Source organism: Streptacidiphilus sp. ASG 303 (assembly GCF_020991365.1).
GTDB lineage: Bacteria > Actinomycetota > Actinomycetes > Streptomycetales > Streptomycetaceae > Peterkaempfera.
The window spans coordinates 95,702-121,482 of the sequence record NZ_JAJLRA010000009.1; the positions used below are offsets into that span (position 1 = coordinate 95,702).

Annotated in this window: 24 protein-coding genes; 14 read left to right on the forward strand and 10 right to left on the reverse strand. The window is 75.7% G+C overall.

Features of this window, described 5'->3' with window-relative positions; genetic code table 11:
* Positions 1-37: 37 nt before the first annotated feature.
* Together LO771_RS14520 and LO771_RS14525 are read right to left on the reverse strand one after the other, a co-directional pair.
* Positions 38-1,531 carry a glycoside hydrolase family 28 protein gene (locus LO771_RS14520; protein WP_230652344.1) on the reverse strand — a complete coding sequence of 498 codons (1,494 nt, stop codon included), beginning with the start codon at positions 1,529-1,531 and terminating at the stop codon, positions 38-40.
* Positions 1,532-1,670: 139 nt separating this feature from the next.
* The gene (locus LO771_RS14525; RefSeq protein ID WP_230652346.1) at positions 1,671-2,690 is read right to left on the reverse strand and encodes a LacI family DNA-binding transcriptional regulator; all 1,020 of its coding nucleotides are present in this window, start codon (positions 2,688-2,690) and stop codon (positions 1,671-1,673) included.
* A gap of 480 nt (positions 2,691-3,170) precedes the next feature.
* Between LO771_RS14525 and LO771_RS14530 the strand changes: the two genes are divergently transcribed.
* The 5 genes from LO771_RS14530 to LO771_RS14550 all read left to right on the forward strand — a co-directional run bounded on the left by LO771_RS14530 (position 3,171) and on the right by LO771_RS14550 (position 9,504).
* Entirely contained in the window at positions 3,171-4,466 is a 1,296-nt protein-coding gene (locus tag LO771_RS14530; protein ID WP_230652348.1) for an ABC transporter substrate-binding protein, read from the forward strand.
* A gap of 103 nt (positions 4,467-4,569) precedes the next feature.
* Positions 4,570-5,514: a carbohydrate ABC transporter permease gene (locus LO771_RS14535; RefSeq protein ID WP_230652350.1), complete on the forward strand. Its 945-nt coding sequence runs from the start codon at positions 4,570-4,572 to the stop codon at positions 5,512-5,514.
* Between the two features lie 36 nt (positions 5,515-5,550).
* Positions 5,551-6,390 carry a carbohydrate ABC transporter permease gene (locus tag LO771_RS14540; protein WP_230652352.1) on the forward strand — a complete coding sequence of 280 codons (840 nt, stop codon included), beginning with the start codon at positions 5,551-5,553 and terminating at the stop codon, positions 6,388-6,390.
* 92 nt (positions 6,391-6,482) lie between these two features.
* Entirely contained in the window at positions 6,483-8,657 is a 2,175-nt protein-coding gene (locus tag LO771_RS14545; protein WP_230652354.1) for a glycoside hydrolase family 52 protein, read from the forward strand.
* Between the two features lie 106 nt (positions 8,658-8,763).
* A complete protein-coding gene (locus LO771_RS14550; protein ID WP_230652356.1) occupies positions 8,764-9,504 on the forward strand; it encodes a GntR family transcriptional regulator in 741 nt (246 codons plus the stop codon).
* A 52-nt stretch (positions 9,505-9,556) separates the two neighbouring features.
* On the opposite strand, the gene LO771_RS14555 is transcribed toward LO771_RS14550, so the two are convergent.
* The gene (locus LO771_RS14555) at positions 9,557-10,960 is read right to left on the reverse strand and encodes a GH1 family beta-glucosidase (protein WP_230652358.1); all 1,404 of its coding nucleotides are present in this window, start codon (positions 10,958-10,960) and stop codon (positions 9,557-9,559) included.
* 78 nt (positions 10,961-11,038) lie between these two features.
* Between LO771_RS14555 and deoC the strand changes: the two genes are divergently transcribed.
* Positions 11,039-11,785, forward strand: coding sequence for a deoxyribose-phosphate aldolase (gene deoC / locus LO771_RS14560; protein WP_230652360.1), 747 nt, complete (start codon positions 11,039-11,041; stop codon positions 11,783-11,785).
* Here deoC and LO771_RS14565 read toward each other — a convergent pair.
* Positions 11,772-12,434, reverse strand: a complete 663-nt coding sequence (locus LO771_RS14565) for a TetR/AcrR family transcriptional regulator (RefSeq protein ID WP_230652362.1) — start codon at positions 12,432-12,434, stop codon at positions 11,772-11,774. The genes deoC and LO771_RS14565 overlap by 14 nt on opposite strands.
* Positions 12,435-12,711: 277 nt before the next feature.
* Here LO771_RS14565 and LO771_RS14570 point away from each other — a divergent pair, with 277 nt between their 5' ends.
* Positions 12,712-13,728, forward strand: coding sequence for a glycoside hydrolase family 3 N-terminal domain-containing protein (locus LO771_RS14570; RefSeq protein ID WP_230652364.1), 1,017 nt, complete (start codon positions 12,712-12,714; stop codon positions 13,726-13,728).
* Between the two features lie 104 nt (positions 13,729-13,832).
* Here LO771_RS14570 and xylB read toward each other — a convergent pair whose 3' ends face one another.
* A complete protein-coding gene (gene xylB, locus LO771_RS14575; protein ID WP_230652366.1) occupies positions 13,833-15,260 on the reverse strand; it encodes a xylulokinase in 1,428 nt (475 codons plus the stop codon).
* Between the two features lie 104 nt (positions 15,261-15,364).
* Between xylB and xylA the strand changes: the two genes are divergently transcribed.
* Complete coding sequence (gene xylA / locus LO771_RS14580) at positions 15,365-16,525, forward strand: xylose isomerase (RefSeq protein WP_230652368.1); 1,161 nt, start codon at positions 15,365-15,367, stop codon at positions 16,523-16,525.
* Between the two features lie 176 nt (positions 16,526-16,701).
* Here xylA and LO771_RS14585 read toward each other — a convergent pair whose 3' ends face one another.
* Complete coding sequence (locus tag LO771_RS14585; protein WP_230652370.1) at positions 16,702-17,352, reverse strand: response regulator transcription factor; 651 nt, start codon at positions 17,350-17,352, stop codon at positions 16,702-16,704.
* Positions 17,349-18,491 carry a sensor histidine kinase gene (locus LO771_RS14590; protein WP_230652372.1) on the reverse strand — a complete coding sequence of 381 codons (1,143 nt, stop codon included), beginning with the start codon at positions 18,489-18,491 and terminating at the stop codon, positions 17,349-17,351. The genes LO771_RS14585 and LO771_RS14590 overlap by 4 nt, the downstream gene beginning before the upstream one ends.
* Before the next feature lie 131 nt (positions 18,492-18,622).
* Between LO771_RS14590 and LO771_RS14595 the strand changes: the two genes are divergently transcribed.
* The 4 genes from LO771_RS14595 to LO771_RS14610 all read left to right on the forward strand — a co-directional run bounded on the left by LO771_RS14595 (position 18,623) and on the right by LO771_RS14610 (position 21,006).
* Positions 18,623-19,402, forward strand: coding sequence for a class I SAM-dependent methyltransferase (locus LO771_RS14595; RefSeq protein ID WP_230652374.1), 780 nt, complete (start codon positions 18,623-18,625; stop codon positions 19,400-19,402).
* A gap of 26 nt (positions 19,403-19,428) precedes the next feature.
* Positions 19,429-20,064 (forward strand): DedA family protein, encoded by a 636-nt coding sequence (locus tag LO771_RS14600; RefSeq protein WP_230652376.1) that lies wholly within the window; start codon positions 19,429-19,431, stop codon positions 20,062-20,064.
* 303 nt (positions 20,065-20,367) lie between these two features.
* Positions 20,368-20,751, forward strand: coding sequence for a hypothetical protein (locus LO771_RS14605; RefSeq protein ID WP_230652378.1), 384 nt, complete (start codon positions 20,368-20,370; stop codon positions 20,749-20,751).
* Between the two features lie 9 nt (positions 20,752-20,760).
* Positions 20,761-21,006, forward strand: a complete 246-nt coding sequence (locus LO771_RS14610) for a hypothetical protein (protein WP_230652380.1) — start codon at positions 20,761-20,763, stop codon at positions 21,004-21,006.
* A 166-nt stretch (positions 21,007-21,172) separates the two neighbouring features.
* Here the strand turns inward: LO771_RS14610 and LO771_RS14615 are convergent, their stop codons facing one another.
* Positions 21,173-21,454: a hypothetical protein gene (locus LO771_RS14615; protein WP_230652381.1), complete on the reverse strand. Its 282-nt coding sequence runs from the start codon at positions 21,452-21,454 to the stop codon at positions 21,173-21,175.
* Positions 21,455-21,731: 277 nt separating this feature from the next.
* Between LO771_RS14615 and LO771_RS14620 the strand changes: the two genes are divergently transcribed.
* The gene (locus LO771_RS14620) at positions 21,732-21,998 is read left to right on the forward strand and encodes a hypothetical protein (RefSeq protein WP_230652383.1); all 267 of its coding nucleotides are present in this window, start codon (positions 21,732-21,734) and stop codon (positions 21,996-21,998) included.
* Between the two features lie 292 nt (positions 21,999-22,290).
* Positions 22,291-22,578, forward strand: coding sequence for a DUF1905 domain-containing protein (locus LO771_RS14625; protein WP_230652385.1), 288 nt, complete (start codon positions 22,291-22,293; stop codon positions 22,576-22,578).
* A gap of 64 nt (positions 22,579-22,642) precedes the next feature.
* Here the strand turns inward: LO771_RS14625 and LO771_RS14630 are convergent, their stop codons facing one another.
* Both LO771_RS14630 and LO771_RS14635 read right to left on the reverse strand, forming a co-directional pair.
* Entirely contained in the window at positions 22,643-23,185 is a 543-nt protein-coding gene (locus tag LO771_RS14630) for a helix-turn-helix transcriptional regulator (RefSeq protein ID WP_230652387.1), read from the reverse strand.
* A gap of 6 nt (positions 23,186-23,191) precedes the next feature.
* A complete protein-coding gene (locus LO771_RS14635) occupies positions 23,192-25,507 on the reverse strand; it encodes a helix-turn-helix transcriptional regulator (protein WP_230652389.1) in 2,316 nt (771 codons plus the stop codon).
* Between the last annotated feature and the right edge of the window lie 274 nt (positions 25,508-25,781).

Here is a 25,781-nt window from a genome sequence, read left to right on the forward strand (position 1 = left end):
GTGCGCCCGGCCCGGGGCCGGCGGGCGTGCGGGGCGGTCAGGCCGCGCCGTCGGAGGGCAGCGGGGCGGCGGCTCCGTCGTGCAGCAGGGCGTCGGCGGGGCCGGCCGGGTCGTCGGCGTGCAGGTCGCGCCAGGTGACGTCGGCGCTGTCGCGGACCTCCAGGACCGGGCCGAACCCGTCGCGGTGCGCGGGGTCGACGGTGATCCGCACGTCCCGCAGCCGCACGTCGCGGGCGCCCTCGACGAGGACCGCGGGGGGCAGGGCGGGCCGCAGGCCGTTGATGTCCCACTCCCGGCCGGGGAAGGGCTCGGCGGAGGTGATGGGCCGCAGGTCCTGCCGGCGGCCGGGGTGGTCCGTCCAGCGGGTGAGCTCCAGGCGGACGTCGCCGATGACGACGTCCTCGATCGCGCCGGGGGCGGTGGCGTGGACGACGATGCCGTTCTCACTGCGGGCCAGGACGTTGCGGACGCGCACGTGGCGGATCGCGCCGGCCTCCCGGTGCCAGGGCGCGGAGCGCAGCAGGATCGGCTCGCCGCAGCCCCACCAGTCGTCCACGTCGTGGCGGGTCTCGATGACCAGGTCGCTGAACAGCACGTTCTCCACGTACCCGCCGGTGCCGGTGCCGACGGACACCGAGACGCCGCGGTGGCTGTCGCGGATGACGCAGCCGGTCACCACGACGTTGCGCAGCGGCTGTTCGGTGTCCGCGCCGACGGTGATCGCGGTGGAGCGGGAGGTGACGGTGCAGGCGGAGACAACGACGTCCTCGCAGGGCCCGTACCGGACGAACTCGTCGGAGGTCTTCAGCGAGATGCCGTCGTCGGGGCAGACGATGTCGCAGCCGGTGATCCGCACCCGGCGGCAGTGGTCGATGTCGATGCCGTCGGCGTTGGGCACCCGCATGTCGTTGGCGATGCGCACCCCGTCGATGCGCACGTCGGTGCAGCCCGACAGCCGCATCGTCCACAGCGCGGCGTCGGTGAAGCGCACGTCGCGGATCACCACACCGGTGCAGCCGATGAGGAACAGCGGGAAGGGGCGGTCGCGGCGCATCCGGTGGATCTGCTCGCCCTCCTCCACGACGTAGGCGGCGGCGGAGCCGTCGACGGTGCCCGCGCCGGTGATGGCGATGTCGGTGGCGTCCTCGGCCCACAGCAGCATGCCGTTGGCGACGGCGCTGTGGGTGGACAGGCCGCCGCTGAGGGCGCCGACGACGTGGCTGCGGGAGAAGTCGGCCGGGTCGGTTGCGGCGGCGAGGCGGGCGCCGGCGGGGAGGTGCAGCTCGATGCGGTCGCGCAGTCGTACCGATCCGCAGCGGTAGACGCCGCCGGCGGGCAGCACGACCCGGCCGCCGCCGCGGGCGGCGAGGGTGTCGATGGCGGCCTGGACGGCGGCGGTGTCGTCGGTGGTGCCGTCGCCGACGGCGCCGAGGTCGAGGACGGAGAGCTCGTGGGGCGGGAGCGCGTGGGACGGGAGCGCGTGGGGCGGGAGCGCGTGGGGCGGGACGGCGGGGGCCGGTTCGATGCGCACGGGACGGTCCTTCGTTCGGGCGGGGAACGGCAAGGGGGTGCCGCGCCGGTGGCGCGGCGGGCGGTCCGATGGTGCGGGAGCGGGGCTCGGTGGCGGCCGGCGTCGGGGCCGCGGATCAGCAGGTCAGCAGGTCAGCAGCTCAGCGGGCCTCGTACGGCGGGCGCGGGCGGACCGGGCGGGTGGACTCGCGGATGTTGAGGGTGCCCGGCGGCAGCACGGCGTGTTCGACGGTGCCGTCGGCGATGGTCCGCAGCAGGGCGCGGGCGGCCAGTTCCGCCTGCCGGGCAGGGGTCTGCTCGACGGCCGTGATGGCGGGGACGACGATCTGGCACAGGTCGGAGTCGTCCCAGGCGACCACCGAGACGTCGTCCGGGACCCGCAGGCCCATCTCGGCGGCGACCCGCAGGGCGGCCGCGGCCATGACGTCGTTGTCGAAGACCACGGCGGTGGGCGGTTCGGCCGACGCCATCAGCCGGCGCATGGCCCGCATGCCGGAGGCGGGGCTGTAGTCGGTGTAGACCACCTGGTAGCCGGCCGGGTCGAGGCCGGCGGCGACGACGGCCCGCTCGTAGGCCAGGTCGCGGCGCCAGGTGTGGTACAGGTCGGCGTTGCCGGCGATACGGGCGATCGACCGGTGTCCCAGGGCGCGCAGGTAGGTGACGATGGCGGAGGTCATCTCCGGCATGTCGGCCTCGACCGTGCTGAAGCCCGCCACCTCGGGGTCGCCGCCGATGAGCGCTGCGGGCAGGCCGATCTCCGTGAGGGCCGCCAGCCGGGGGTCCCCGCGCCGCAGGTCGGTGACGATGACCCCGTCGACGTGGCGCCCGGCCCACCAGGCGCGGTAGACCTCCAGGGTGTCCTCGATGGCGTCGACCAGGTGCAGCACCAGGGCGATGCCGTTGCGGTTGAGTTCGGCCTCGACGCCGCTGAGCATCTGGGTGAAGTAGGAGTCGACGGTCATCACCCGCGGCGGGCGGACGAGCACCATGCCCACGGCGTTGGCGCGCGAGGCGACCAGGGCGCGGGCTGCGGTGTTGGGTGCCCAGCCGAGCTCCCGCGCCGCCTGGAGCACGCGGGCCCGGGTCTCCTCCGACACCCCGGGGCGCTGGTTGAGGGCGTAGGAGGCGGCCGCGTGGGAGACACCGGCATGGAGTGCCACCTGACGGATCGTCACCCTGTGGGACCGCGACGCCGGCGCGCCGCTCTCCGGTTCGGCAACCACGGCCACTCCCTTCCGGTGCTGCGAGCATACGAGGTCGGCGCCGGACGAGTGGCCGGCCCTCCCTACGGAGCACGTAACTTACACGCATCCGTTGCGACGCGGGATGCCTGGCGCACTTCGTTTCGGCCATCCCGTCGGCAACGGCAGCGCAGCGGCTCCTGCAGATCCCACTGGAGAGCCCCTTCCACCTGCGGTTACCTGGAACGGGGCATCCGGCGGGCCACGCACCGAAGAGCCGGCCACGGGAACCGGACAGGCCGGGGATGCGCTGCCGACGCGTAACGGATTGATGACGGGCACGTTGCCGAGTGTTCTCACTGAAACGAGTAAGCGCTACGCTCGCCGCCAATCGAGCACGGGAGCCCGAGCGCCTTCCAGGTCTCCCCGCATGCCCGTCATCGACGATGGGAGCATTCCGTGAGAAAGCAGAGCCTCACCGTTCTCGCCGGGGCCTGTGCGGCCGCGCTGGCCCTGGCCGCCTGCAGCAGCGGGGGGAGCAGCACCGAGGGGAAGGGCGGCGGCAAGGCCGGCCGGGAACTGACGATCCTGAGCATCGCCACCCCCTCGAGCCCGGACTTCAAGGACTTCAAGGCCGCCATCGCGCAGTTCGAGCAGGAGACGGGCGCGAAGGTCAAGCTGACCACCGGCACCGGCGACACCGTCACCAGCCAGTTCGAGTCCACCTCGCTGGCCGGCAAGGAGCCCGACCTGGTCAACATCAACCCGGTCGGCGCCGTGCGCAACTGGCTCGCCAGCGGCGCGGTCCACCCGGTGGACGACTACCTGGACTCCTGGGGCATCCGCGGCACCGTCAACCCCGACGCGATCAAGGAGTGGACCATCGACGGGAAGGTCATCGGCTTCCCTTACCAGACCTTCACCTGGCCGCTGTGGTTCAACACCGAGCTGCTGAAGAAGGCCGGGATCGCCCGGCCGCCGGCCACCATGGCGGACCTGGAGTCGGACGTCGACAAGCTCAAGGCCGCGGGGATCACCCCGTGGGCCATCGGCGGCAGCGACTGGACCGGCCAGGACTTCGTCCAGAAGTTCATCGAGCTGTACCTGCCCGTGTCCGACTACGACAGCGTGTTCAAGCAGGGCAAGTACTGCTCGAACGGCCATGTGATGGACGCGCTGAACGAGCTGGTCAAGCTGCGCGACAAGGGCCTGTTCGCCAAGGACGTCCAGGGCCTGACCTCCAACGACATGACGGCCGCGTTCAACACCGGCAAGGCCGCCATGATGCTCTCGGGCTCCTGGGGGTTCGGCGGTACGCCCAAGGACCTGCTCCCGAAGATCACCGTCGGTGGCATCCCCGCCCCGCAGGGCGGCGCGGTGACCCGGCCCGCCTTCGCGGTGGGCTACTCCTCCGCGGGCTGGATCGTGAGCAGGAACGGGGCGGCGAAGGCCGACCTGATCAGGAAGTTCATGGAGATCCAGTACAGCGATCCGGTCGTCACCAAGGCCATGGTCGACTCCGGCTTCGTGCCGGCCGTGGCCAAGGTCCCGGCCATGCCGACGGACGCCAACCCGCTGCTGGGCCCGGCCACCAAGGCGGTCGGCGAGACCGACCGGCTCCACTCCACCGACTCCTACATCCCGCCGGCGGTGACCTCCACCTACATCAAGGCCTCGGCGGTCGCCTTCACCCCGGGCAAGTCGGCGCAGGACACCTGCTCGGCGCTGGAGCACCTCTACACCTCCGCGGGCTGACCGCGCGGCGGCGCAGCCGCAGCCGCCTCCACGAGCCCGCCGCGGGGCCGGTCCGACCCGGCCCTGCGGCGGCCCGGCGCCCGAGAGGAAGGATCGCGACGCCATGACGCAGACCATCACCGCGGGAAGCGAGGCGGTCGCCGCCCCGCGGCCCGCTCCGCACCGCGGCGGCAGCCGCAACGCCCGCAGGGCGGACCGGGCGCTGACGATCTTCGCCGCCCCCTCCCTGCTGTTCTACCTGCTGTTCACCATCGGCCCGCTCGTCGCGGTGTTCTACCTCGCGTTCCTGAGGTGGCCCGGCCTGCTCGCCCCGCACTCCTGGGTCGGGCTGGGCAACTTCCGTCGGGTGCTGGACGATCCGGAGTTCTGGCAGGCCTGCCGGACCACCGTCGTGCACCTGATCGCGACCGTGCCGGTGCTGGTCGCGCTGTCCTTCATGCTCGGCTACTACGTGTCGCTGAACCCCCCGGGCGCGCGGGTGCTGCGGGTGCTGCTGTTCATACCCGGCCTGCTGTCCCTGGCCGCACAGGCGACGGTGTTCTTCGCGACCTTCGCCCCCTACGGTCTGATCAACAGCGTGCTGGACGGCATCGGCCTCGGCTCGCTCACCAAGCCGTGGCTGGCCGACCCGTCCACCGCCCTGCCCTCCGTCATCGCGGTCACCCTGTGGGGCGGCATCGGCTACACCTCGATCCTGTTCGCCGCGCACCTCGGCGGCATCGACGCCTCGGTGTACGAGGCGGCCCAGCTCGACGGCGCCGGCCGTTTCCGCACCATGTGGCAGATCGCCTTCCCGATGGCGCGCGGCTACGTCGGCGTGATCACCATGCTCCAGTTCCTGTGGAACCTCTTCGGCTCCGCCGGCGTGGTGCTGCTGCTGACCAAGGGCGGCCCCGAGTCGCGCACCACGACCCTGTCCTACCTGGTCTACGAGAAGGCGTTCCTGGGATACGACGTCGGCTACAGCCAGGCCGTGGGCGTGCTGCTGTTCGCCGTCGGCCTGATCGGCATCGTCGTCATCCGGCGGGTCTTCCGCTCCCGTTACTGAACCGGCCCCCGCCACCTGACCGGAAAGGGCGTCCCGATGACCTCCCGCACACGTTCCACGCGGTCGATGTGGCCGGCGCACCTCGCCGTCTGGCTCTACGCGGCCGTGCTGTGCATCCCGCTGTACTTCGTGCTGGTGTCCTCGGTGAAGGACGACACCGCCATCTTCGCCAACGGCTTCTCCCTGCCCGGCAGTTGGCACTGGGACAACTTCTCCAAGGCCTGGGACCAGGCCCAGCTCGGCCCGGCGATGCTCAACTCGCTGTTCATCACCCTGGGCGCCGAGGTGGGCGGCCTGGCACTGGCGATCCCCGCCGCCTACGCGCTGGCCAGGTCCGGCAGCCGGTTGGCGGCGTGGGCCGAGAAGGCCTTCTCGCTGGGCTTCCTCATCCCCGGCCTCGCGGCCCTCGTCCCCACGGTGCTGCTCGCCATCGAGCTCCAGCTGTTCCAGACCCGGCTCTTCCTCATCCTGCTGTTCACCGCGAACGCGCAGCCGCTCGCGGTGATCCTGCTGACCCAGTTCATGCGGGGCATTCCCCGCGAGCTGGACGAGGCGGCGGTGGTGGACGGCGCGAGCAGGCTGCGCGTCCTGTTCCACATCTACCTGCCGCTGGCGATGCCGGGCGTCGCGACCGTCTTCATCCTCAACTTCCTCGGCATCTGGAATGAGTACCTGTTCTCCGCGACCCTGCTCAGCTCGGACGTCTCGGTGCGGACCCTCCAGGTGGCGCTGCCGACCCTGCAGTCCCAGACCAACCCGCAGTACGGGGTGCTGCTGGCCGGCACGCTGCTCTGCTCCGTCCCGATGTTCGCCCTGTTCGCAGGTCTCCAGCGGCGGATGATGACCGCGCTGACCCAGGGCAGCCTCAAGGCGTGACCCCGTCCACCGCACCGACCGGGGCATCCGCACCGGCCGGAGTGCCCGCACCGACCGCACCGCGCCGCAGCGACCGCGAGGGGAACCGCACCATGCACCGCAGCACCGACCCGTACGAGAACACCCCGTCCGGGAACAGTCCCGCCGGGGGCGCCCCCGCCGGTGGCGCCGCGACGGGCGAGGCCGTGCGCGCGGCCCTGGCCGTGGTCAACGTCCAGCACTCCCCGATCGGCGCCTTCGCGTCCTTCACCCTGGGCCACCCCGGGGCGCACGGCGGCCTGGGCCTGGGACTGGGCGGCCCGGCCGGGCAGGACGTCCTGGTGGGCCTGGAGCGCGCCCCGGGCAGCGGCGACTTCGACGCGCTGCCGTTCTTCGCCGGGGCGGAGCGGGGCGGCGACGCCGGGGGTGTGAGCGACGCCGCCCGGTTCCAGGTGGGGGACGCCCCGGTGCGGGAGGAGGGTGTGCTCAACGCCTTCCCGGCGCACGCGGTCTCCCGGACGTTCACCGTCACCACCGACACCTGGACCGCGGGGGACCTGACCTTCACCGTCCGCTCCCCCGTCGGCCCGGTGCCCGATCCGGCCGACCCGGCGGCCGGGCCGGCGCTGCGCGACGCGCTGCTGCCCGCGGTGCTCGTCGAGCTCACGGTGGACAACACCGCGGGCGCCGGGCCGCGGCGGGCGTTCTTCGGGTACCGCGGCAGCGACCCGTACCTGGGCATGCGGCACCTGGCCGGCGACGGCCTGACCGGTGTGGCGCAGGGCACCCGGACCGCGATCGTCACCGACTCGCCTGACGCGCGCTCGGCGATCGGCTTCGACGTGCCGTACGTGCTGCGCCCGGGCGAGGAGGACAACTGGGGCTTCGGCCTGGGCGACACCGCGCTGCTGGTGCTGGACATCCCGGCCGGGCAGCGGCGCAGCCACCGGTTCGCGGTGTGCTTCCACACCGCGGAGTACCTCACCTCCCCCAGGCGTTGCCGCTTCCTGTACAACCGCTGGTACCCCGGCGTCGAGGCGGTCGCCGCCGCCGCGCTGGAGCGCTTCGACGCGCTCACCGCCGCCTGGGAGCGGGCCGAGGCGGATCTCGGCGCGGCCGGGCTGCCCCCGGAGCGGGCCTTCCAGCTGGCGCACGCGGTGCGCAGCTACTACGGCAGCACCCAGGCGCTGGAGGACGAGGACGGCGAGGTGGTGTGGGTCGTCAACGAGGGCGAGTTCCGGATGATCAACACCCTCGACCTCACCGTCGACCAGGCGTACTTCGAGGCCCGGCAGCATCCCTGGACGCTGCGCAACGTCCTGGAGCACCACCTGCGCGACTACAGCTACCGCGACCGCTACGGGCTGAGCTTCACCCACGACATGGGCGTGGCCAACGTCTTCGCGCCCCGAGGCCGCTCCGCCTACGAGCGCAGGGGGCTGACCGACTGCTTCTCGTACATGACGGCCGAGGAACTGGCCAACTGGGTGCTCGCCGCAGGCGTGTACGCCCACACCACCGGGGACACCGGCTGGCTCGCCGGGCACCGTGCCACCTGGCTGGACTGCCTGGAGAGCCTGCTGGCCCGCGACCCCGACGGCACCGGCACCCACGCCCGGGACTCCGACCTGGTCGGCGCGGGCGCGGAGATCACCACCTACGACAGCCTGGACACCTCGCTCGGCCAGGCCCGCTCCAGCACCTACCTGACCGTGAAGAACTGGGCCGCGTACCGCTGGCTGGAACGCACCCTGCGCCAGGTGGGCGAGGAGGAGGCCGCCGACCGGGCCGCGCGCCACGCCGGCCTCGCCGTGCGGGCGGTGCTCGGCGCGGTGACCGCCGACGGCACGCTCCCGGCGCTGCTGGAGGACCCGGCCGGCGCGCGGATCGTCCCCGTGGTCGAGGGCCTGGCACTGGCGCACCTGACCGGCACCGACACCGCGGCGGAGCACGACCTGGTCGCGGCCCTGGCCGGGCATCTGCGGGCGGTGCTGGTACCGGGGCGCTGCCTGTTCGACGACGGCGGCTGGAAGCTCTCCTCCACCAGTGCCAACTCCTGGCTGTGCAAGATCTACCTGGGCCAGTTCACCGCGCGCCGGCTGCTGGGCCTGCCCGACGACGAGGCGGCGGCCCGCGCCGACCGCGCGCACGTGGGCTGGCTGGCCCACCCCACCGAGTCACGCTGGGCCTGGAGCGACCAGATCCTCGCCGGGGTGCCGATGGGCAGCCGCTACTACCCGCGCGGCGTCACCTCGGCGGTGTGGCTGCTGGAACGCGACGCCGCCTGAACGACGGCGCCCGGCCACGGCGACCGGGCGCCCACCGCCCCCTGCCCGCCCCTCGGTCCGCTCCTCGGCCGGCACCCCCCGTCCGCGGGGCCCTTAAGCTGGGCCGGTGACGGACCTGAGCCACGCCCCCCGCTACGTGCAGATCGAGCATGCCCTGCGCCGCCGGATCGCCCGGGCCTCGGCCGGCGACGCGCTGCCGTCGGAGAGCGAGCTGTGCCGGGAGTTCGGCGCCAGCCGGATGACCGTGCGGGCGGCGATGGCCCGGCTGGTCGACGAGGGCCTGGTGCACCGGCAGGCCGGGCGCGGTTCCTTCGTCGCCGAGGCGCCGCCGGCGCGCCGCGCCGACCTGCTGGTGGGTTTCGGAGCCGAGATGCGGCGTCAGGGCCGGGTGCCGGGATCGCGCGAGGTGGCGGTCCGGCTGCGGCGGGCCGCGGAGGAGGAGGCCCACCGGCTCCGGCTGGGACGCGAGGCGTCCGTGGTGTCGGTGCGGCGGGTGCGGGTGGCGGACGGCGTGCCGATCGCCTGGGAGCACGCCGTCTTCCCCGGTGCCCTCTCCGGGCTGGCCGAGACCGACCTGGTGCACGGCTCGCTGCACGAGGCCCTGGTGAAGCTGGGTTTCGTACCGACGGCGGGCCGCTCGTGGATCACCGCCGCGGTCGCGGACGAGGAGCGGGCACGGGTGCTCGAGGTGCCGCCCGGCTCGGCGCTGCTGGTGGAGGAGCGGGTGATCGACGACCAGGACGGGACCCCGCTGGAGTTCACCCGCTCCGCCTACGCCGCCGACCGCTACCGGCTGTCGGTGGGCTTCCACGTCGACCGGCCCGGCAGCGGGCGGGCACCGGCCTGAACGCCGCGACCGGCGCCCCGGGCCGCGGGCCGGGGCGCCGTCGGGTGCCCGGTCAGTGCGGCCGGGAGGCCGCGATGGTGTCGCGGTAGTACCCGAAGCTGGCCTTCGGGGTCCGCCGGAGGGTGTCGTAGTCCACGTGGACCAGGCCGAAGCGCTTGGCGTAGCCGAAGGTCCACTCGAAGTTGTCCAGCAGCGACCAGACGAAGTAGCCGCGCAGGTCGACGCCGTCGCGCAGAGCGCGGGCGAGCACGGTGACGTGCCGGCGCAGGAAGTCGATCCGGTCGGCGTCGTGGACGGCGCCGTCGGGGCCGGCCTCGTCGGGGAAGGCGGCGCCGTTCTCGGTGACCACGAGGGGTGTGCCGGGGTGATCGCGGTGCAGGCGCAGCAGCAGCTCGTGCAGGCCGTCCTCGTCGGTGGGCCAGCCCATGTCGGTGGTGGCGCCGTCGGGCTGGACGAACTCCACGTCGCCGCAGCCGACGAAGGGGGTGGGCTCGAAGGGGTTCCGGGGCCTGCCGGAGGCCCGTACCGCCAGCGGGTGGTAGTAGTTGACGCCGAGGTAGGTGGGGCGGGCGGCGGCGATGAGGGCCTCGTCGCCGTCGCGGACGAAGGACCAGTCGGTCAGGTCGGCGGTGTCGGCGAGCAGGTCGGCGGGGTAGCCGCCGTCCAGCAGCGGGCCGAGGAAGATCCGGTTGGCCACCGCGTCCACCCGGCGGGCCGCCTCGAGGTCGGCGGGGTCGCCGGTGAGCGGGCGGGCGTGCTGGAGGTTGAGGCTGACCGAGCGGTGGGCGCCGGCCGGCAGGTGCGGCGCCATGGCGGCGCAGGCCAGGCCGTGGGCCAGGTTGAGGTGGTGGGCGGCGGCGAGCGCGGCCGCGGGCTCGGAGCGGCCGGGGGCGTGGAAGCCGTTGGCGTAGCCGAGGTAGGCGGTGCACCAGGGCTCGTTGAGGGTGCTCCAGGAGTGCACCCGGTCGCCCAGGCGTCCGGCGACGACGGCGGCGTACTCGGCGAAGCGCTCGGCGGTGCCGCGGTGCGGCCAGCCGCCGGCGTCCTCGAGTTCCTGCGGCAGGTCCCAGTGGTAGAGGGTGACGCAGGGTTTGATCCCGGCGGTGAGGAGCTCGTCGACGAGCCGGTCGTAGAAGTCCAGGCCGGCGGGGTTGGCGGGACCGCGGCCGGTGGGCCGGATGCGGGGCCAGGCGACGGAGAGCCGGTAGGCGTCCAGGCCGAGCTCGGCCATCAGCGCCACGTCCTCGGTGTACCGGTGGTAGTGGTCGGTGGCCCGCTCGCCGGTGTCGCCGCCGGCGATCCGGCCGGGGACGCGGCAGAAGGTGTCCCAGATGCTGTCGCCGCGGCCGTCCTCGCGGGAGGCGCCCTCGATCTGGAAGGCGGCGGTGGAGGCCCCCCACAGGAAGCCCTCGGGGAAACGGAGTTCGGTGGTGGCGTCGGTCTTGTCCGCAGGCATGGCGGCACCCTATCCTCGCACCTGTCCAAATGTATAGACAGGTGTGCGCCGACCGGTGCGCCCAGGAAGGCGGCCCCCGTGGGCACGGATTTCGTCCCGCCCGTCTCGCTCGGAGCGGCCGACGTCGCCGCGATGATCGACCACTCGCTGCTGCGGCCCGAGCTCACCTCCGCCGAGGTGGCGGCCGGGTGCGAGCTGGCCGCCTCCTACGCGGTGGCGAGCGTGTGCGTCAGGCCCGCCGACGTCGCCGCCGCGGCCGCCCTGCTGGCCGGCACCCCGGTCGAGGTCGGGACCGTGGTGGGCTTCCCGCACGGCTCCAACGCGACCGCGACCAAGGCGGCCGAGGCCCGGCAGGCCCTCGCGGACGGCGCGCGGGAGCTCGACATGGTGCTCAACATCGGCCGGCTGCGCTCGGGCGAGCACGCCGCGGTCGGCGCCGACGTCGCCGCCGTGGTGGCGGCGGCCCGGGGCGAGGGCGCGCTGGTGAAGGTGATCCTGGAGAACGCCTACCTCACCGACGAGGAGATCGTCACCGGCTGCCGGCTGGTCGAGGAGGCGGGCGCGGACTTCGTCAAGACCAGCACCGGCTTCGCGCCCGGCGGCGCGGTCCTGGAGCAGGTGGCGCTGATGCGGCGCTCGGTCGGCGAGCAGGTCGGGGTCAAGGCGGCGGGCGGCGTGCGGACGCTGGACGCACTGCTGCGGCTGGTCGCCGTGGGCGCCACCCGGTTCGGCGCGACGGCCACCGCAGCGATGCTGGACGACGCGCGGGCCCGGACCGCCGGGCACGGGGCGATCGCCGTCCCGCAGGCGGTCATCGCCCGGTAGCCCCCGGATGCCGTCCGGCCCCCTCGGACAGGAAGCGCCGCGAACCCCACCGCCAGGCCTCCACCAGGTCGAACCCTTCCCCCGCGGACAACCACTGCAGCTGCAGCCCGTCCATGGCGGCGATCACCTGCCGGGCCGTCGGGACGGGTTCGGCCACCCGTCCTCGGAGCAGCCCGGCGACGAACCGGACGGCTCGGCGATAACGGCGCCGGAAGTACGGGTGGGCGGGGTGCGCCGGGTCGCTCGCCTCCGCCCCGAGCACCGCGTACAGCCGAACGACCTCCGGTTGGCCCGCGCTGCGTTCCACCACCGCTTCCAACAGCCGGACCGGATCGTGCCGGTGGTCGGCGTGCAGGGCGCCGACGGACTCCATGTCCCGGCGGTCGCGGTCCTCCAGGACCGCCACGAGCAGTGCGGTCTTGTGGGGGAAGTGGTGCAGCAGCCCCGGCACGGTCAGACCGCACGCTTCAGCCACGTCCTGGCTCGCCAGCCCGTTGAAGCCACGGGTGGCGATCAGCGAACCGGCCGCGACGAGGATCTCCTGACGCCGTTCCGCGGCCGGCTTGCGGATCCGCGGCCGCCCACGTCCGGGCGGCCGCGGCGCGCGGGGCGCCCCGGTCCCGCCGCCCTCGGCCCCTGCCGTCGCCACGTCACCCCTCCCGGGCCCGTGCCGGCCGGTCCGTCCCGGACGGGCGCACTCTATCCGCGGGGCGCGCCCCGCGGCGTGGTCATGGGCTCCTCCACCGCCTTCCCCGTCCCCATGGCCCGCGGCGCCACCTGGGACACCGGGTTGGAGGAGCGGATCGGCGACGCGATCGGCCTGGAGGTCCGCGCCCAGGGCGGCAACCTCTTCGCCGGCGTGTGCATCAACCTGCCCCGGCCCCCGCCTGGGGACGCATCCAGGAGACCTGTGCCGAGGACCCCCGGTGCTGCTCGGCGCCATGGGCGCGGCCCTGGTCCGCGGTGTGCAGCGCCACGTCATGGCGTGCGCCAAGCACTTCGCCCTCAACAGCATGGAGAACGCCCGCTTCACCGTCGACGTCGCGGTGGACGAGCGCGCGCTGCACGAGGTCTACCTCCCGCACTTCCGCCAGGTGGTCGAGGAGGGCGCCGCGGGCATCATGAGCGCCTACAACGCGGTCAACGGCGAGTGGTGCGGCCAGCACCCCGTGCTGCTCACCGAGGTGCTGCGCGAGGAGTGGGGCTTCGAGGGAATCATGATCTCGGACTTCGTCTTCGGCCTGCGCGACGCCGCCGCCTCGCTCGCCGCGGGACCGGACGTCGAAGCGTCCTTCCGCCCGCAACGCGCCCTGCACCTGCCGGACGACCTGGCCGCCGGCCGGGCCCGCTGGGAGGACGTCGACCGCTCGGCCCTGCGCATCCTCACCACCCAGCTGCGCTTCGCCGCCCGCCACCACGACGTCCCCGCGCCAGGCCCCGAGGTCGTCGCCTGCGCCGCCCACCGCGCCCTCGCCCGCACCGCCGACCCGGACGGTGCTGACTCCGCCGCCCCTGACGGACCGCTCGCGGACACCGGCGCCAACCTGATCGGCAGCTTCAGCACCGGCGGCGACCGCGACCGGCCGACCCTGCACCCGGAGGACGAGGAACTCGTCCTGGCCGTCGCGGATGCCCACCCGCGCACCGTCGTCGGTGTCGTGACCGCCGGCGCCGTACTCACCGGGCGCCGGCGCCACCGGGTCCCGGCGCTGCTGATGCTCTGGTACGCCGGCATGGAGGGCGGCAACGCCCTCGCCGACGTCCTGCTCGGCCGGTGCGACGCCGCCGGGCGGCTGCCCTTCTCCGTCCCCGAGCACACCGACCACCTGCCCCCCTTCGACCGGGACGCCCGCATCGCGCACTACGACCTGTGGCACGGGCAGCGCCTGCTGGACCGCCGCGGCCGGCACCTACCGGGTCGAGGCCGCGGCCCACCGCGGTGACCCCGGAGCGGCTGCGGTCCGCCTCGTCCTGGATCGCGCCTAGCGGGGCCGGCCGGCGGCCGGCCCGGTCGTGCTCGGCGCCCGCCGGGCCGGCTGCCGCCGGGTCAGCCCCCGCCGAGCAGCGGCGCGCCGGCGGCCAGCACGGCGGCGATCCGCTCCGTCGCGGCGGTGTCGCGTTCGACCGGTTCCAGGACGGGGCCGGCCGCGGTGCCCCAGCGGCGGGCGACGGCCGCCGGGTGCTCACCGGTGAGCAGTCCGGCGGCCTGGGCGGCGGCGCCGAGGGCGACGAGCTCTGACGCGACGGGCACCTGGACGGCGCGGCCGGAGAGCCGCCGCACGGTGTCCTGCCAGGCGTGGCCCCGGGCGCCGCCGCCGATGAGCAGCAGGGGGGCGTCGCCCGCGCTCTCGCCGCCGGCGCCGAGCACCCGGTCGAGGGCGGCGAGCAGGGTGTGGGCAGCGCCGTCGTAGGCGGCCTGGAGCAGCTGGCCGGCGGTCGTGTCGTGGCGCAGGCCGTGGACCAGGCCGGCGGCGTGCGGCAGGGCGGGGGTGCGCTCGCCGTCCAGGAAGGGCAGCACGACGGCCCGGCCGCCGGGCTCGACCGCCTCCCGGTCGCGCCCGAGGAGGGCGGCGACGCGGTCGACGGCGAGGGTGCAGTTGAGGGTGCAGGCGAGCGGCAGCCAGTCGCCGTGGGCGTCGGCGAAGCCGGCGACGGTGCCGCTCGGGTCGGCGGGCCGGCCGCGGGTGGCGGCGTACACGGTGCCGGAGGTGCCCAGGGAGAGGACGGGCCGGCCGTGCACTGCGCCGGGGCCGCCGCCGAGGCCGAGCCCCAGCGCGGCGGCGGCGTTGTCGCCGGCGCCCAGGGCGACGGGGGTGCCGGGGCGCAGCCCGCCGAAGGCGCCGCGGGTCTCACCGGCGGGGGTGCCGGGCTCCTGGAGCGGCGGGAGGAGGGCGGGGTCGAGGCCGACGAGGCCGAGGATCCCCTCGTCCCAGCCGTGCCCGTCCCACCAGCCGGTGCCGGAGGCGTCGCTGCGCTCGGCGACGGGGCGGCCGGTGAGCCGCTCGGTGAGGTACTCGTGCGGGAGGCGGACGGCGGCGACCCGGCCGGTGAGCCGCCGGTCGCGCAGCCAGGCCCACTTGCTGACGGTGAACGAGGCGTTGGGCACGCTGCCGGTGCGGCGGGCCCAGGCGGCGGGGCCCAGTTCCTCGACGAGGGCGGCGGCCTGCCCGGCGGAGCGGGTGTCGTTCCAGAGCAGGGCCGGGTGGACGGGCCGGCCGTCGGCGTCGAGGGTGACGAGGCCGTGCTGCTGGCCGCCGACGGCGACGGCCTCGGCGCGCCCGGCGTGGCCGGTGGCGGCGACGGCGTCCTGGAGGGCCTGCCACCACTGGAGGGGGTCGCTCTCGCGGGCGCCGCCGGTGCCGGTGACGGTGTGGGGGGCCCGGCCCCCGCCCAGGACCCGGCCGGTGTCGGCGTCGACGGCGAGGGCCTTGGCGGCCTGGGTGGAGCTGTCCACCCCGATGACGATCCGTGCCATGTCCAACTCCCTGTCCGGTGCCGGGACTTCCCATCCGCGTGCCGGCACCCTAGTTTGTTTTCCGCCCTGACGAACAGGCCCCGGCAGATCTGGAGCACCCCGCCATGCCCACCCCCACCCCCGCGGACAAGTTCACCTTCGGCCTGTGGACCGTCGGCTGGCAGGGCCGCGACCCGTTCGGCGACGCCACCCGCCCCGCCCTCGACCCGGCCGAGACCGTGCACCGCCTGGCGGGACTCGGCGCGTACGGCGTGACCTTCCACGACGACGACCTGGTCCCGGCCGGCTCCTCGGAGGCGGACCGCGACGCCGCGGTCAAGCGCTTCCGCGCCGCCCTGGACGCCGCCGGCCTCCGGGTGCCGATGGCCACCACCAACCTCTTCACCCACCCGGTCTTCAAGGACGGCGCGTTCACCGCCAACGACCGCGACGTGCGCCGCCACGCCCTGCGCAAGACCGTCCGCGCCATCGACCTGGCGGTCGGGCTCGGCGCCACCACGTACGTCGCCTGGGGCGGCCGCGAGGGCGCGGAGCACGGCGCGTCCAAGGACGTCCGGGTCGCGCTGGACCGCCTGAAGGAGGCCTTCGACCTGCTCGGCGAGTACGTCCACCGGCAGGGCTACGACCTGCGCTTCGCCATCGAGCCGAAGCCGAACGAGCCGCGCGGCGACATCCTGCTGCCGACCGTCGGCCACGCGCTGGCGTTCATCAACAGCCTGGAGCGCCCGGAGGGGGTCGGCCTCAACCCGGAGGTCGGACACGAGCAGATGGCGGGCCTGAACGTCGCGCACGGCGTCGCCCAGGCGCTGTGGCACGGCAAGCTCTTCCACATCGACCTCAACGGCCAGTCCGGCCTCAAGTACGACCAGGACCTGCGCTTCGGCGCCGGCGACCTGCGCCAGGCGTTCTGGCTGGTCGACCTCCTGGAGTCGTCCGGCTACGACGGTCCCCGGCACTTCGACTTCAAGCCGTCGCGCACCGAGGACGCCGACGGCGTCTGGGCGTCCGCCGCCGGGTGCATGCGGAACTACCTCCTCCTCAAGGAGCGGGCCGCCGCCTTCCGCGCCGACCCGGCCGTCCGGGAGGCGCTGCGCGCCGCCCGCCTGGACGAGCTGGCCGCACCGACCGCCGCGGACGGCCTCGACGCGCTGCTCGCGGACCGCTCGGCGTCCGAGGAGTTCGACGTGGACGCGGCCGCCGTCCGCGGCATGGCCTTCGAGCAGCTCGACCAGCTCGCCCTGGAGCACCTGCTCGGCGCCCGCTGACGCCTCCCGGGCCGGGCCGTCCGCCGCACGGCCCGGCCGTGCCGTCGGGGCGGGGACGGGCGGAGACGGGGGCGAGTGAAGGCGGGGTGAGTGGAGGCGGGGGCACGAGGGGGGCGGGGACGGGCGAGGCAGGGGACGAGCCGGGCCGGGGGGCGCACGCCGGTGCCGGGTGCGGGTCAGGGGACGAGGTCGGCGTCGCGGGCCAGGAGGGCGGCCTGGACGCGGTTGGAGACCTCCAGGGCGGTCAGGATGCGGCTGACGTGGGACTTGACCGTGCTCTCCCGCATGCCGAGGCGGTCGGCGATGTCGGCGTTGGTGTCGCCGCGGGCGAGGAGGGCCAGGACGTCGCGTTCACGGGGTGTGAGGCGTTCGATCCGGGCGCGGGCGGCGGCGGCCCGGGGCCGTCCGGCCCGGTGGTAGCGGTCGATGAGGCGGCGGGCGGCGGCGGGGTGGAGCATGGCGGACCCGGTGGCCACGAGGTGGACGGCGCGCAGGATCTCGGCGGGGTCGGTGTCCTTGAGGAGGAAGCCGTCGGCACCGGCGGCGAGGGCGTTGTAGACGTACTCGTCGAGGTCGAAGGTGGTCAGGGTGACGACCCTCGGCGGGTGCGGCAGTGCGCGCAGGCGGGCGGTGGCGGTGATGCCGTCCATGCGGGGCATGCGGACGTCGACCAGGGCGACGTCGATGCGGTGGGCGGCGGCCAGTTCGACCGCCTGCACACCGTCCGCCGCCTGGGCGACGACCTCGATGCCGTCGTCGGCGTCGAGGAGGTCGGCCAGGCCGAGGCGGACCAGGGCGTCGTCGTCGACGATCATGGCGCGGATCATGTGCGGGTGCCGTTCTGCTCGGTGGGTGCGGGGTGGGGGATGCGGGCGGCCAGCCGCCACCTGCCGGGGCCGTGGGGCCCGGCGTCCAGGTGCCCGCCCAGGGCGCGGACGCGCTCGCCCAGGCCGACCAGTCCGAAGCCGGAGGGGGCGGCGTCCCCGGCCGCCGCGCCCGGACCGTTGATGACCTCCACGAGGGTGGCGGGCGGCCCGTGGTCCAGGCGGACGTGCACCGGCGCGCCCGGGGCGTGCTTGCGGGCGTTCGTCAGCCCTTCCTGGACCAGCCGGTACAGGGCCAGGCGGTGGGCGGCGGGAGCGTGTTCGGGCACGCCCTCGACCTGCAGGTCGATCTGCTGCCCGGCCTCGCGCGCCTGCTCGACCAGGTCGCGCACGTCGCGCAGGACGGGGGCGGGCGCCTCGCCGTCCCCGGCGGAGCCGGTGTGCAGGGCCCCGAGGATGTCGCGCAGGTCGGCCAGGGCCTCGGTGGAGGCGGTGCGCAGCAGGGCCAGGCGCTCGGCGACCGGGGCGGGCAGGGTGTCGGCCCTGGTGGACAGGACCCCGGTGTGCAGGGCGATCAGGCTGAGGCGGTGGGCGAGGACGTCGTGCATCTCGGCGGCGATGCGGGACCGCTCCGCGGTCCGGGCGGCCTCCTCCCGCAGCTCGCGCTCGACGCGCAGGTGGTCGACCCGGGCGTGCAGGGCCTCGACGAGACGGCGGCGGTTCCCCGCCCACAGCCCGCCCACGACGGCCAGCAGCAGGAACAGGACGGCGCCGTACGGCTGCGGCCGCCACAGCGAGACCGCGGCCGGCGCCACCCCGCCGACGGCCAGGGCGACGGCGCAGCAGCCGACGGCCGCCGCGACACGGCGGCGGGCGGCCAGGTCGAACAGCGCGACGAGCAGCAGCGGCAGCATCGGCCACCCGCACAGCCCCGTCGCCGCGGTGGCGAGCAGCGGGGCGGCGGCCCAGGGGAGCCGGCGCACCAGCAGTGCCGTCCCGCACAGCACCGCGGCCGCGGTGCACGGTGTCAGGTACCGGCCGCCGGCGGTCGCGGCGCCGTTCTGGACGGCGGCCGCCGTCAGCACCAGGACCGCCCCGCAGCGTCCGGGGACGGCCCACCGGGAATTCCGTTTGCGGTTCACCTGGAAATCCTAGGCAGGGGCCGCCGGGCACGCCTCCGCCGATCTTCGACGGCCCTCCCCCACTTTCGTAGGGGGAGGCCGTCGCACAGCGACGGATCCGCCGGCGCGAACCCGTTCCTAGGGTCGGATCCATGGACACATGGACCACCTCGCACGACCGTGCCGTCGCGCAGCGCCATGCCGAGGGCTGGATGTTCCTCATCGAGGCAGCCCGCGACATCCGCACCACGGGCGCGGTCGCGCCCAGCAGCACGGCGCTCGCCCACGCGCTGACCGAACCGGTGCGCGCCCGGGCGGGGCGGCCGCTGAACGTCCTCGAGGCGGGCGCCGGGACGGGCGCGGTCACCCGCGCCCTCATCGACCGGCTGCCGTCCGGCAGCAGCCTGGACGTCGTCGAGGCCAATCCGCGCTTCGCCGCCCGCCTGGACCGGCTCGCCACCGCGCACCCGCGTCCGGCGGGGCACACGGGGCGGGACACGCGGCAGGTCCGCGTCCACGCCCGGCGGGTGGAGGACCTGGACCCCGGCCGGCGGTACGACGTGATCGTCTCCGGTCTGCCCTTCGCCAACTTCACCCCCCGCCAGGTCGAGACGATCATGGGCCGCTACCTGGAGCTGCTGCGCCCCGGCGGCACGCTGACGTACTTCTCCTACCTCGGCACCCGGCAGGCCCGCACCCTGCTCGCCTCCCGCGCCCGGACGCTCCGGCACCGGGCCGTCGAAGAGGTCCTGGCCGGCTACCGGCGCCGCTGCGCCACCGGCTGCCGGACGGTGTGGGCCAACCTCCCCCCGGCCAGGGTCTGGCAGCTCGAGCGGCCCACGACGGCCGCGTCCGGCCCCGCCCGGCCTGTGGCCGGGGGCGCGGTGAGGTCCGAGGCCGGGGCCGAGGCCGGGTCCGGGGCTGACCGTTGAGCGCCCTGGCGGACGCTCTCGGACACGTGCCCCCTGCGGCGGCCTACGTGATCGTGGCCACGGCCGTCCTGGCCGAGTCGGTGCTGCTCGTCGGGGCCTTCGTCCCCACGTTCACGCTGCTGCTGACGGGCGGGGCACTGGCACGAGCGGGACAGCTGGACCTCCCCCTCCTGGTCGCGGCGGCCGCGGGCGCGGCGGCGGCGGGCGACTTCCTCGCCCACCGCACCGGACGCGCGCTCGGCGGCCGCCTGCGCACCGGCCGGCTCGGCCGCCGACTCCCCTCCGCCGCGTGGCGGCGGGCCGAGGCGCTGACGGCCCGCCACGGCGGGCGGGCCGTCTTCCTGGCCCGCTTCCTCCCGGTGGTCCGCACCCTCGTCCCCCATCTCGCGGGCGCCGCCCGTCTGCCCTACCGCGGCATCGCCGGCCACAGCCTCGCCGCGGCCCCGCTGTGGGCCGCCGCCGAGGCGGGCACCGGGTACGCGGCCACCGCCTCCCTCCAGCACGCCCTCGACCTCGGCGGCCCCGTCCTCGCCGCGAGCGCGGCGGCCGTAGCCGTCGCGGGGTCGGCCCGGGCGGCGATCCGGCACCGCCGCAGGCCGGCGGCCGGTGCCCGCGGCCCCGCCGTCGCACCGGCCGCCCTGCCACCGGCGCACGGCCGTTGAGCGGACCTGCCGGGGATCCCGGGCACCGGCCGCCCGGTTCCGGAGCGGCGGAGCGGCGGAGCGGCGGAGCGGCGGAGCGGCGGAGCGGCGGAGCGGCGGAGCGGCGGAGCGGCGGAGCGGCGGGTCAGGGGTCCCCGGCAGGGCCGGGATCCAGGACGACCGCCGGTTCCGGCGCCCCGGCCCCGGACGGTCACGGGAGAGGGCCCTCGGGGTGAACGGGCGGCGGCCGGGGGGCGCCCTCGACGCGGAGCGGAGGCACGAGTCGCGCCCTGACACCTGCCAACGCACCCCCGAGTCGCTACCGTGGAACCCGAAGCCCGGATGTCGTACCGCACCCGGGCCTCCGACCACGGCAGCCACCCGCGAGATGCGGAGACCACGATGAGCGCCCACCCCTACGAGCCCGCACCACGCCCGCGAGCCCGGGTCGAGCCCACCATCCGCAGCATCCGCAACGCGCTCCCCGAGGACCACCGCGCCGCGTTCCAGGCCGAGATCGAGCAGACCCCCCTGCACCGGATCACCCGGATCCTCGCCGCCTGGGACGTCCGTGCGCGGGCCCTCGCCACCCCCGAGCTGATGGACGCCGCAGGCCGTGCCGAGGAGCGACGCCTCTCCGGCGCCCCCGCACCCGAGGTGCTCACCGATGCCGAGGTTCGGGCCCTCTTCCCCCGCCTGCGGCCCTAACCTGGACCGGTGGCCTATGTGATCGACTTCCCCCGCGACTTCCGCGCCCAGGTCGAACGGCTGCCCCACCCCGTCCGGCAGGACCTCGAGACGGCCCTCGTCGAGGCGTCACTCGACCCCTACCTGCTGCCGGCCCTCATCGACTCCGCCCCGCACCTGCGGATCCTGGAGTTCTCCGATCGCGGCACCTGCCTGCTGGTGGTCGACGACATCGCCGAGCGGGTCCTCGTCGACCAGTTCGTCTGGCGCGGCTGACCGTCGGACGCACCCTGGGTGGACCGGGCGGCCGGATCGTGCGGGGCACGCCTGGGAGGTACCAGGCGGAGAGGCCCGGTCCGCGTCGGCGCCCGGTCGGGGCGGCCGCCGGGCGGGGCGGAGGAGGCTGTTCGCAGCCGAGGGCCCGCCGCCCCGTCGCCCGGCGTCAGGCGGGCGGGAGCGTCTGGGCGCGGTACTGGCGCACGGTGCGGCGCCAGACGGCGGCCGGGCCGAGCGGGGGCTCCTGCTGGGCGGGGGCGAGAAGGCGCAAGCGGGCTTCGAGGACGGCCAGGCGTCGCTGCAGGTCGGGGTTGCGGCGGGGTGCGAGGGCGGCGTCCAGGCGCAGCAGGGCGGCCTGCTGGCTGAGTTCCTGGTACTCGGTGAGGGGGCCGTGCGGGGCGGGCAGGGCGTAGGCCAGGCGGCGCAGCAGGTGGAGCAGGCGGTGCATGGGGATGATGGTAGTTTCCGCCGTTTTGAGGGCTGCGGGCGGGGTGGCGGGGAGCGCAGGGGCGGGGCGGGCGAGCGGGTATGAGGCGGGCGGGGGCGGGAGGCACGCACATGCGGACAGCGGGCGTGAGCTGCGCCGGTCCGGGTTCCTCTGCGCCGTGACGGGGAGGGACGCGGACCGGAGGCACGGGGAGGGTGTTGGCCGGGCGCCGTTCGGGGCAGGCGCCTTTCACCACAGCGGTCCTGCCGGACCGTCAGGACACCGGACCATGAGGGATGTGACCATGACGAAGGGCACGCGTCAGACCGGGCAGAAGGCCGCGACCGCCGCAGGGAAGTCGCTCGGCAGCGCCAGGACCACCGGGAAGCAGAAGACCGCGGCGGCCAGCGCCGTCTCCCAGGCGCCCGACAGCACCGGCCGGACCGGCAAGAAGGCCGCCTCCGCCGCGGCCGCGACGCTGGCGGACAAGAAGGCGACCAAGGCCGAGAAGTCCGCCGCCGCGAGCGCCCTGTCCCAGGCCCGGTCCACGGGCAGGAAGAAGTAGGGGCGGACATGTGCGGCGGCCGCGCGGGTGCGTGCGGCCGCCGCAGTGCGTCCGCACGCCGGGGCGCGGCGGGACATCCGATTCCCCAGGGGGCGTCCGGCACGCGTACCGGCGGCCGGCCCGCGTGCCCGGACACGCCTGCTGCGCCCGTGCACGTCGCCCGGCGGGCGGGGCGTCGGCGGGGACAGCCGTCACGCGGACCGTCCGGGACGGGTGTCGGCGCCGGTCCGCACGGTGGCCCCACCCGTACGCTGAGCGGGATCCGACCCTCCTCGAAGAACGGACCGGTTCCATGGACATCGCTTTCACCGGGCAGGTCGTCGAATGGCGGGGTCCTTCCCCGTTCTTCTTCGTGCCGGTGCCGGAGGAGCAGTGCGCCGACATCCGCGACGTGGCGGCAGCGGCAACGTACGGGTGGGGCGTCGTCCCCGTCGAGGCCCGGATCGGCGGGAGCACCTTCACCACGTCCCTCTTCCCGAGGGACGGCGGCTACCTGCTGCCGGTCAAGGATGCGGTGCGCAGACCGCAGGGCCTCGCGACGGGGGACACGGTGACCGTGGAGATGACCGTTCGCCTGTAGCGCCCGGTGCGGACCGGTGCGGGCGCCGGTTCCGGGAGCACCCGGGCGGCGCCGCCGCGGAGGGTCAGATGCCGAAGTCGACGAAGTCGATGCCGGTGAACTCCACCTCCAGCCCGGTGGCCCGGCGGCCGCCGTCGCGGAAGTAGGCGTGGGCGAGCCCCTGGGCGAGGATCCGGGCCTGGTGGTCCTCGGAGGCGCCGGCGTCGCGGGCGGCGAAGAGCGCGGCCGCGGTCTCGGCGGGGACGTGCTGGGTGATCATCCGCAGCCGCGGGTCGTCGGTGGAGCCGGGAGCCGCGGTGAAGCCGAACCGGGCCCGGGTGTGGATCACCATGCCCCCGGCCTCCGCCTGCCGGCGGATGCGGCGGCGCACCCGTGGCTGCCAGTCGGCACGCACCTGCTCCTCGATCCGGGCCGCCGCCTCGGGCCTGGGGTGGCGGTCGCCCTTGAGCCAGTGCTGCACAGCGCGCTGGGACACCCCGAGCCGGAGCGCCAGCGCCCTGGTGGAGCCCTTCTCCCGGCGGAGCAGGAACCGCAGGCGGGCCGCGGTGGACTGCGGGAGGGGCCGGGTGTGCAGGGCGCGTTCCAGGCCGTCCTCGATCTCGCCCACGGCGGCTCACTCCCCTTCGGCGACGGCGTCGGTGCCGGTCTTGATGTGGCGGGCGGGGTTGGCGCCGTCGGCGAGGAGCTCCAGCGCCCACTCCAGGGTCCGGGTGCCCTCGTGCTTGACGTGGCCCGGGGAGACGCCCAGGCGCAGGGCGCCGGGGACGGGGGTGCCGTCGGTCCGGTAGGGCAGCACGTCCAGCGGCGAGGGCCCGGGGGCCGGGTAGACGGCGCAGTCGGAGAGGACCCCGATCGGGTGGCGGCCGGTGGCCTGGGCGGTCCTGAGCAGTTTGCGGTGCATGTTGACCCGGGCGGTGGCGATGACCGCGGCGCGGATGTCGGGACGCCAGGTGGGGCGCTCCAGAGCGGGCCAGGGCAGGCCGGGGCGGTAGCCGGCGCCCTGGGGGCGTTCGCGGAGCTTGCCGATGCCGCCCTTGGCGGTGGCCTTGACCGCGGCCAGGACCGCCGCCTCCACGGGGTCGCCGGCCTCCCTGAGGGCGGCCATCGCGGCCAGGAAGGCGTGCGGGTCGCGGTCGGCGAGGTCGCGGGGGACCCCGAGGCGGTCCATGCCGGCGATGTAGGCGTCGCGCAGCCGGGCGTGCCAGTGGTCGAGGTAGGGGCCGGCGCGGTGGCGCAGCCAGCCCTCCAGCGGCCGGACGTCCGCGCCGAGCTCGACGGCGTAGGCGACGGTGGGGGTGGCGTACCAGGCCGGGCCCGCGGGGGGACGGCCGTCGGGGGTGAAGGGGTTCGGCAGGCGGGGGTCCGAGGCGACCCCGGACAGGTCGACCAGCCAGCAGCCGGGGACCTTCCTGTCGAAGGCCGGGCGCAGCTCGTGGACCGGTTCCGACAGGCCGACCGTCAGCCGGTTGGTGGCGGCGAGGAACGCGGTGTTGATGTCGACGCCCACCGCGTACGGCAGCCCGACCTCCCCGGGGTCCAGGAGGTCGACCGGCCGGTGCCAGTCCCACGCCTCCTCCTCCAGGACGTCGTGCTCGGCGCGGCCGGCGGCCAGGGGGTGCTCGGGCGGCGCCTCCGGCGGCGCGGGGTCCAGCGGGTGGGTGAGGGAGCCCTCCACCGGGCCGGAGGTCCAGCCGGACTGCGTGCGCACCGGGCGGGTGGGCGGCCGCAGCGCGGTCATCAGCTCCAGGCCCGTCACCGCCGTCGAGCCGCGCGGGGTGAGCACGCGGGAGGCGTAGGTGCCCAGCAGGCGCGCCAGCTCGGGCGCGGCGAGGCCGTCGGGGACGGACCAGCCGCCGGAGGAGAGGGCGCCCCAGGCCGGGACGCAGTACTGCACGCACGCGCGGCGGCCGCCCTCGGGGGTGCGGTAGACGCGCGCCCACGGCCCGAAGCCGCGGCGGGTCAGCAGCCATCCGGCCCGCAGCAGGGCCCTGACCGCCCTGTGGGTCTCCGGCAGGCGGCCGGTACGGGGGTCGAACCCGCCCTTCCCGCCGCCCGCCGCCGGCAGGCCCAGGTACTCGGCGGCCGCGTCGGTGAGCACCACCAGCGGGTCGCCGTCCTTGCCGAACCGGTGGAGCCGGCCCGAGCCCAGACCGGCCTCCGACGCCCACTCCGTGACCTCCGCGAGCGACGCGGCGGCCACCGGCACCGGCAGCGTGCGGCCGTCGGCGAGGTGCGCGACCAGCCGGCGGCCGTCGGCGTCGAGGACCGCCAGCGGTCCGGCGGGGAAGCGTCCCTCTTCCTCCCGGGGCCGGTCCTGGTCCTGGCCCTGTTCCTGGGGTCGGGTGCGGGTCCGGCCCTGGTCCCGGGCCGGGGTCAGGCCTTGGGTCCGGCCCTGGGCCCGGGGCTGGGGCCGGGTCGGCGCCGGTGCTGCCGCAGTGTCCCGTCCGTCCGGCACCCCGCCGCCGGCCGGGCGGGCGGCGGGCGCCGGGGCGGCCGGGCTCGCCACGGGGGTGGGCGGAGCGGTGGCGGCGTCGACTCCGGCGGTGACGGCTTCGGCCCCGGCGTCCCGTGGCGTCACGGGGGTCCGGGCCCCGGCGGGCGCCGGAGCAGGGGCGGGGGCAGGCGCGGGGGCAGGCGCGGGCGCGGGCGCCGCCGGGGCGGCACCGGGCGGGGTCCAGGACGAACCGTGGCGGGCGGCCAGCTGGCGCAGCAGGTGCGCGTACGCCTCCCGCTGCGGGGAGCGCGGCTCGCTGCGCCCGCCCTCCCAGCCCGCGACCGTCTGCGGCCGCACCCCGAGCGCGTCGGCCACCTGCCTCCGGGTCAGCTGCGCCGCCGTGCGGAGCCTGGCACGCTCGTCCGCCGGCGGCAGGTCCTCTCCCCCGGCGCGGGCCAGCAGCGCGTCGACCGCGTCGAACAGCGCATCCGACATGGCCACCTCCTACGAGTCGTTCCGAGAGCGGTCGGGCGGGCGGGGGACCGTCCCGCGCCGGAGAGGCCCGCGCCGGTCCGCCGCACGGGCGGCGCCGAGGCGCGCCCGGGCGCCGTCCGCCTCGGGAAGCGGCCGTCGGGCGGCGAGGGCCGCGACCGGGACGGGCAGGTCCGGAGGAAGCGCCCGGGACCGGGCCCGCGCCCGTGGCGTCGGGGGAATCGGGGCGTCAGTTCCGGGCAAGGCCTGCTTCCCGGCTCGCGGGGAGGGGCGCGGG

Excerpts from the sequence above, each read along its gene's own strand:
- LO771_RS14595 (WP_230652374.1), top strand. The coding sequence starts at position 18,623 with ATGGACACATGGACCACCTCGCACGACCGTGCCGTCGCGCAGCGCCAT.
- LO771_RS14545 (WP_230652354.1), top strand. The coding sequence starts at position 6,483 with ATGCACCGCAGCACCGACCCGTACGAGAACACCCCGTCCGGGAACAGT.
- LO771_RS14635 (WP_230652389.1), bottom strand. The coding sequence starts at position 25,507 with ATGTCGGATGCGCTGTTCGACGCGGTCGACGCGCTGCTGGCCCGCGCC.
- LO771_RS14555 (WP_230652358.1), bottom strand. The coding sequence starts at position 10,960 with ATGCCTGCGGACAAGACCGACGCCACCACCGAACTCCGTTTCCCCGAG.
- xylA (WP_230652368.1), top strand. The coding sequence starts at position 15,365 with ATGCCCACCCCCACCCCCGCGGACAAGTTCACCTTCGGCCTGTGGACC.
- LO771_RS14535 (WP_230652350.1), top strand. The coding sequence starts at position 4,570 with ATGACGCAGACCATCACCGCGGGAAGCGAGGCGGTCGCCGCCCCGCGG.
- LO771_RS14625 (WP_230652385.1), top strand. The coding sequence starts at position 22,291 with ATGGACATCGCTTTCACCGGGCAGGTCGTCGAATGGCGGGGTCCTTCC.
- LO771_RS14615 (WP_230652381.1), bottom strand. The coding sequence starts at position 21,454 with ATGCACCGCCTGCTCCACCTGCTGCGCCGCCTGGCCTACGCCCTGCCC.
- LO771_RS14585 (WP_230652370.1), bottom strand. The coding sequence starts at position 17,352 with ATGATCCGCGCCATGATCGTCGACGACGACGCCCTGGTCCGCCTCGGC.
- xylB (WP_230652366.1), bottom strand. The coding sequence starts at position 15,260 with ATGGCACGGATCGTCATCGGGGTGGACAGCTCCACCCAGGCCGCCAAG.
- LO771_RS14540 (WP_230652352.1), top strand. The coding sequence starts at position 5,551 with ATGACCTCCCGCACACGTTCCACGCGGTCGATGTGGCCGGCGCACCTC.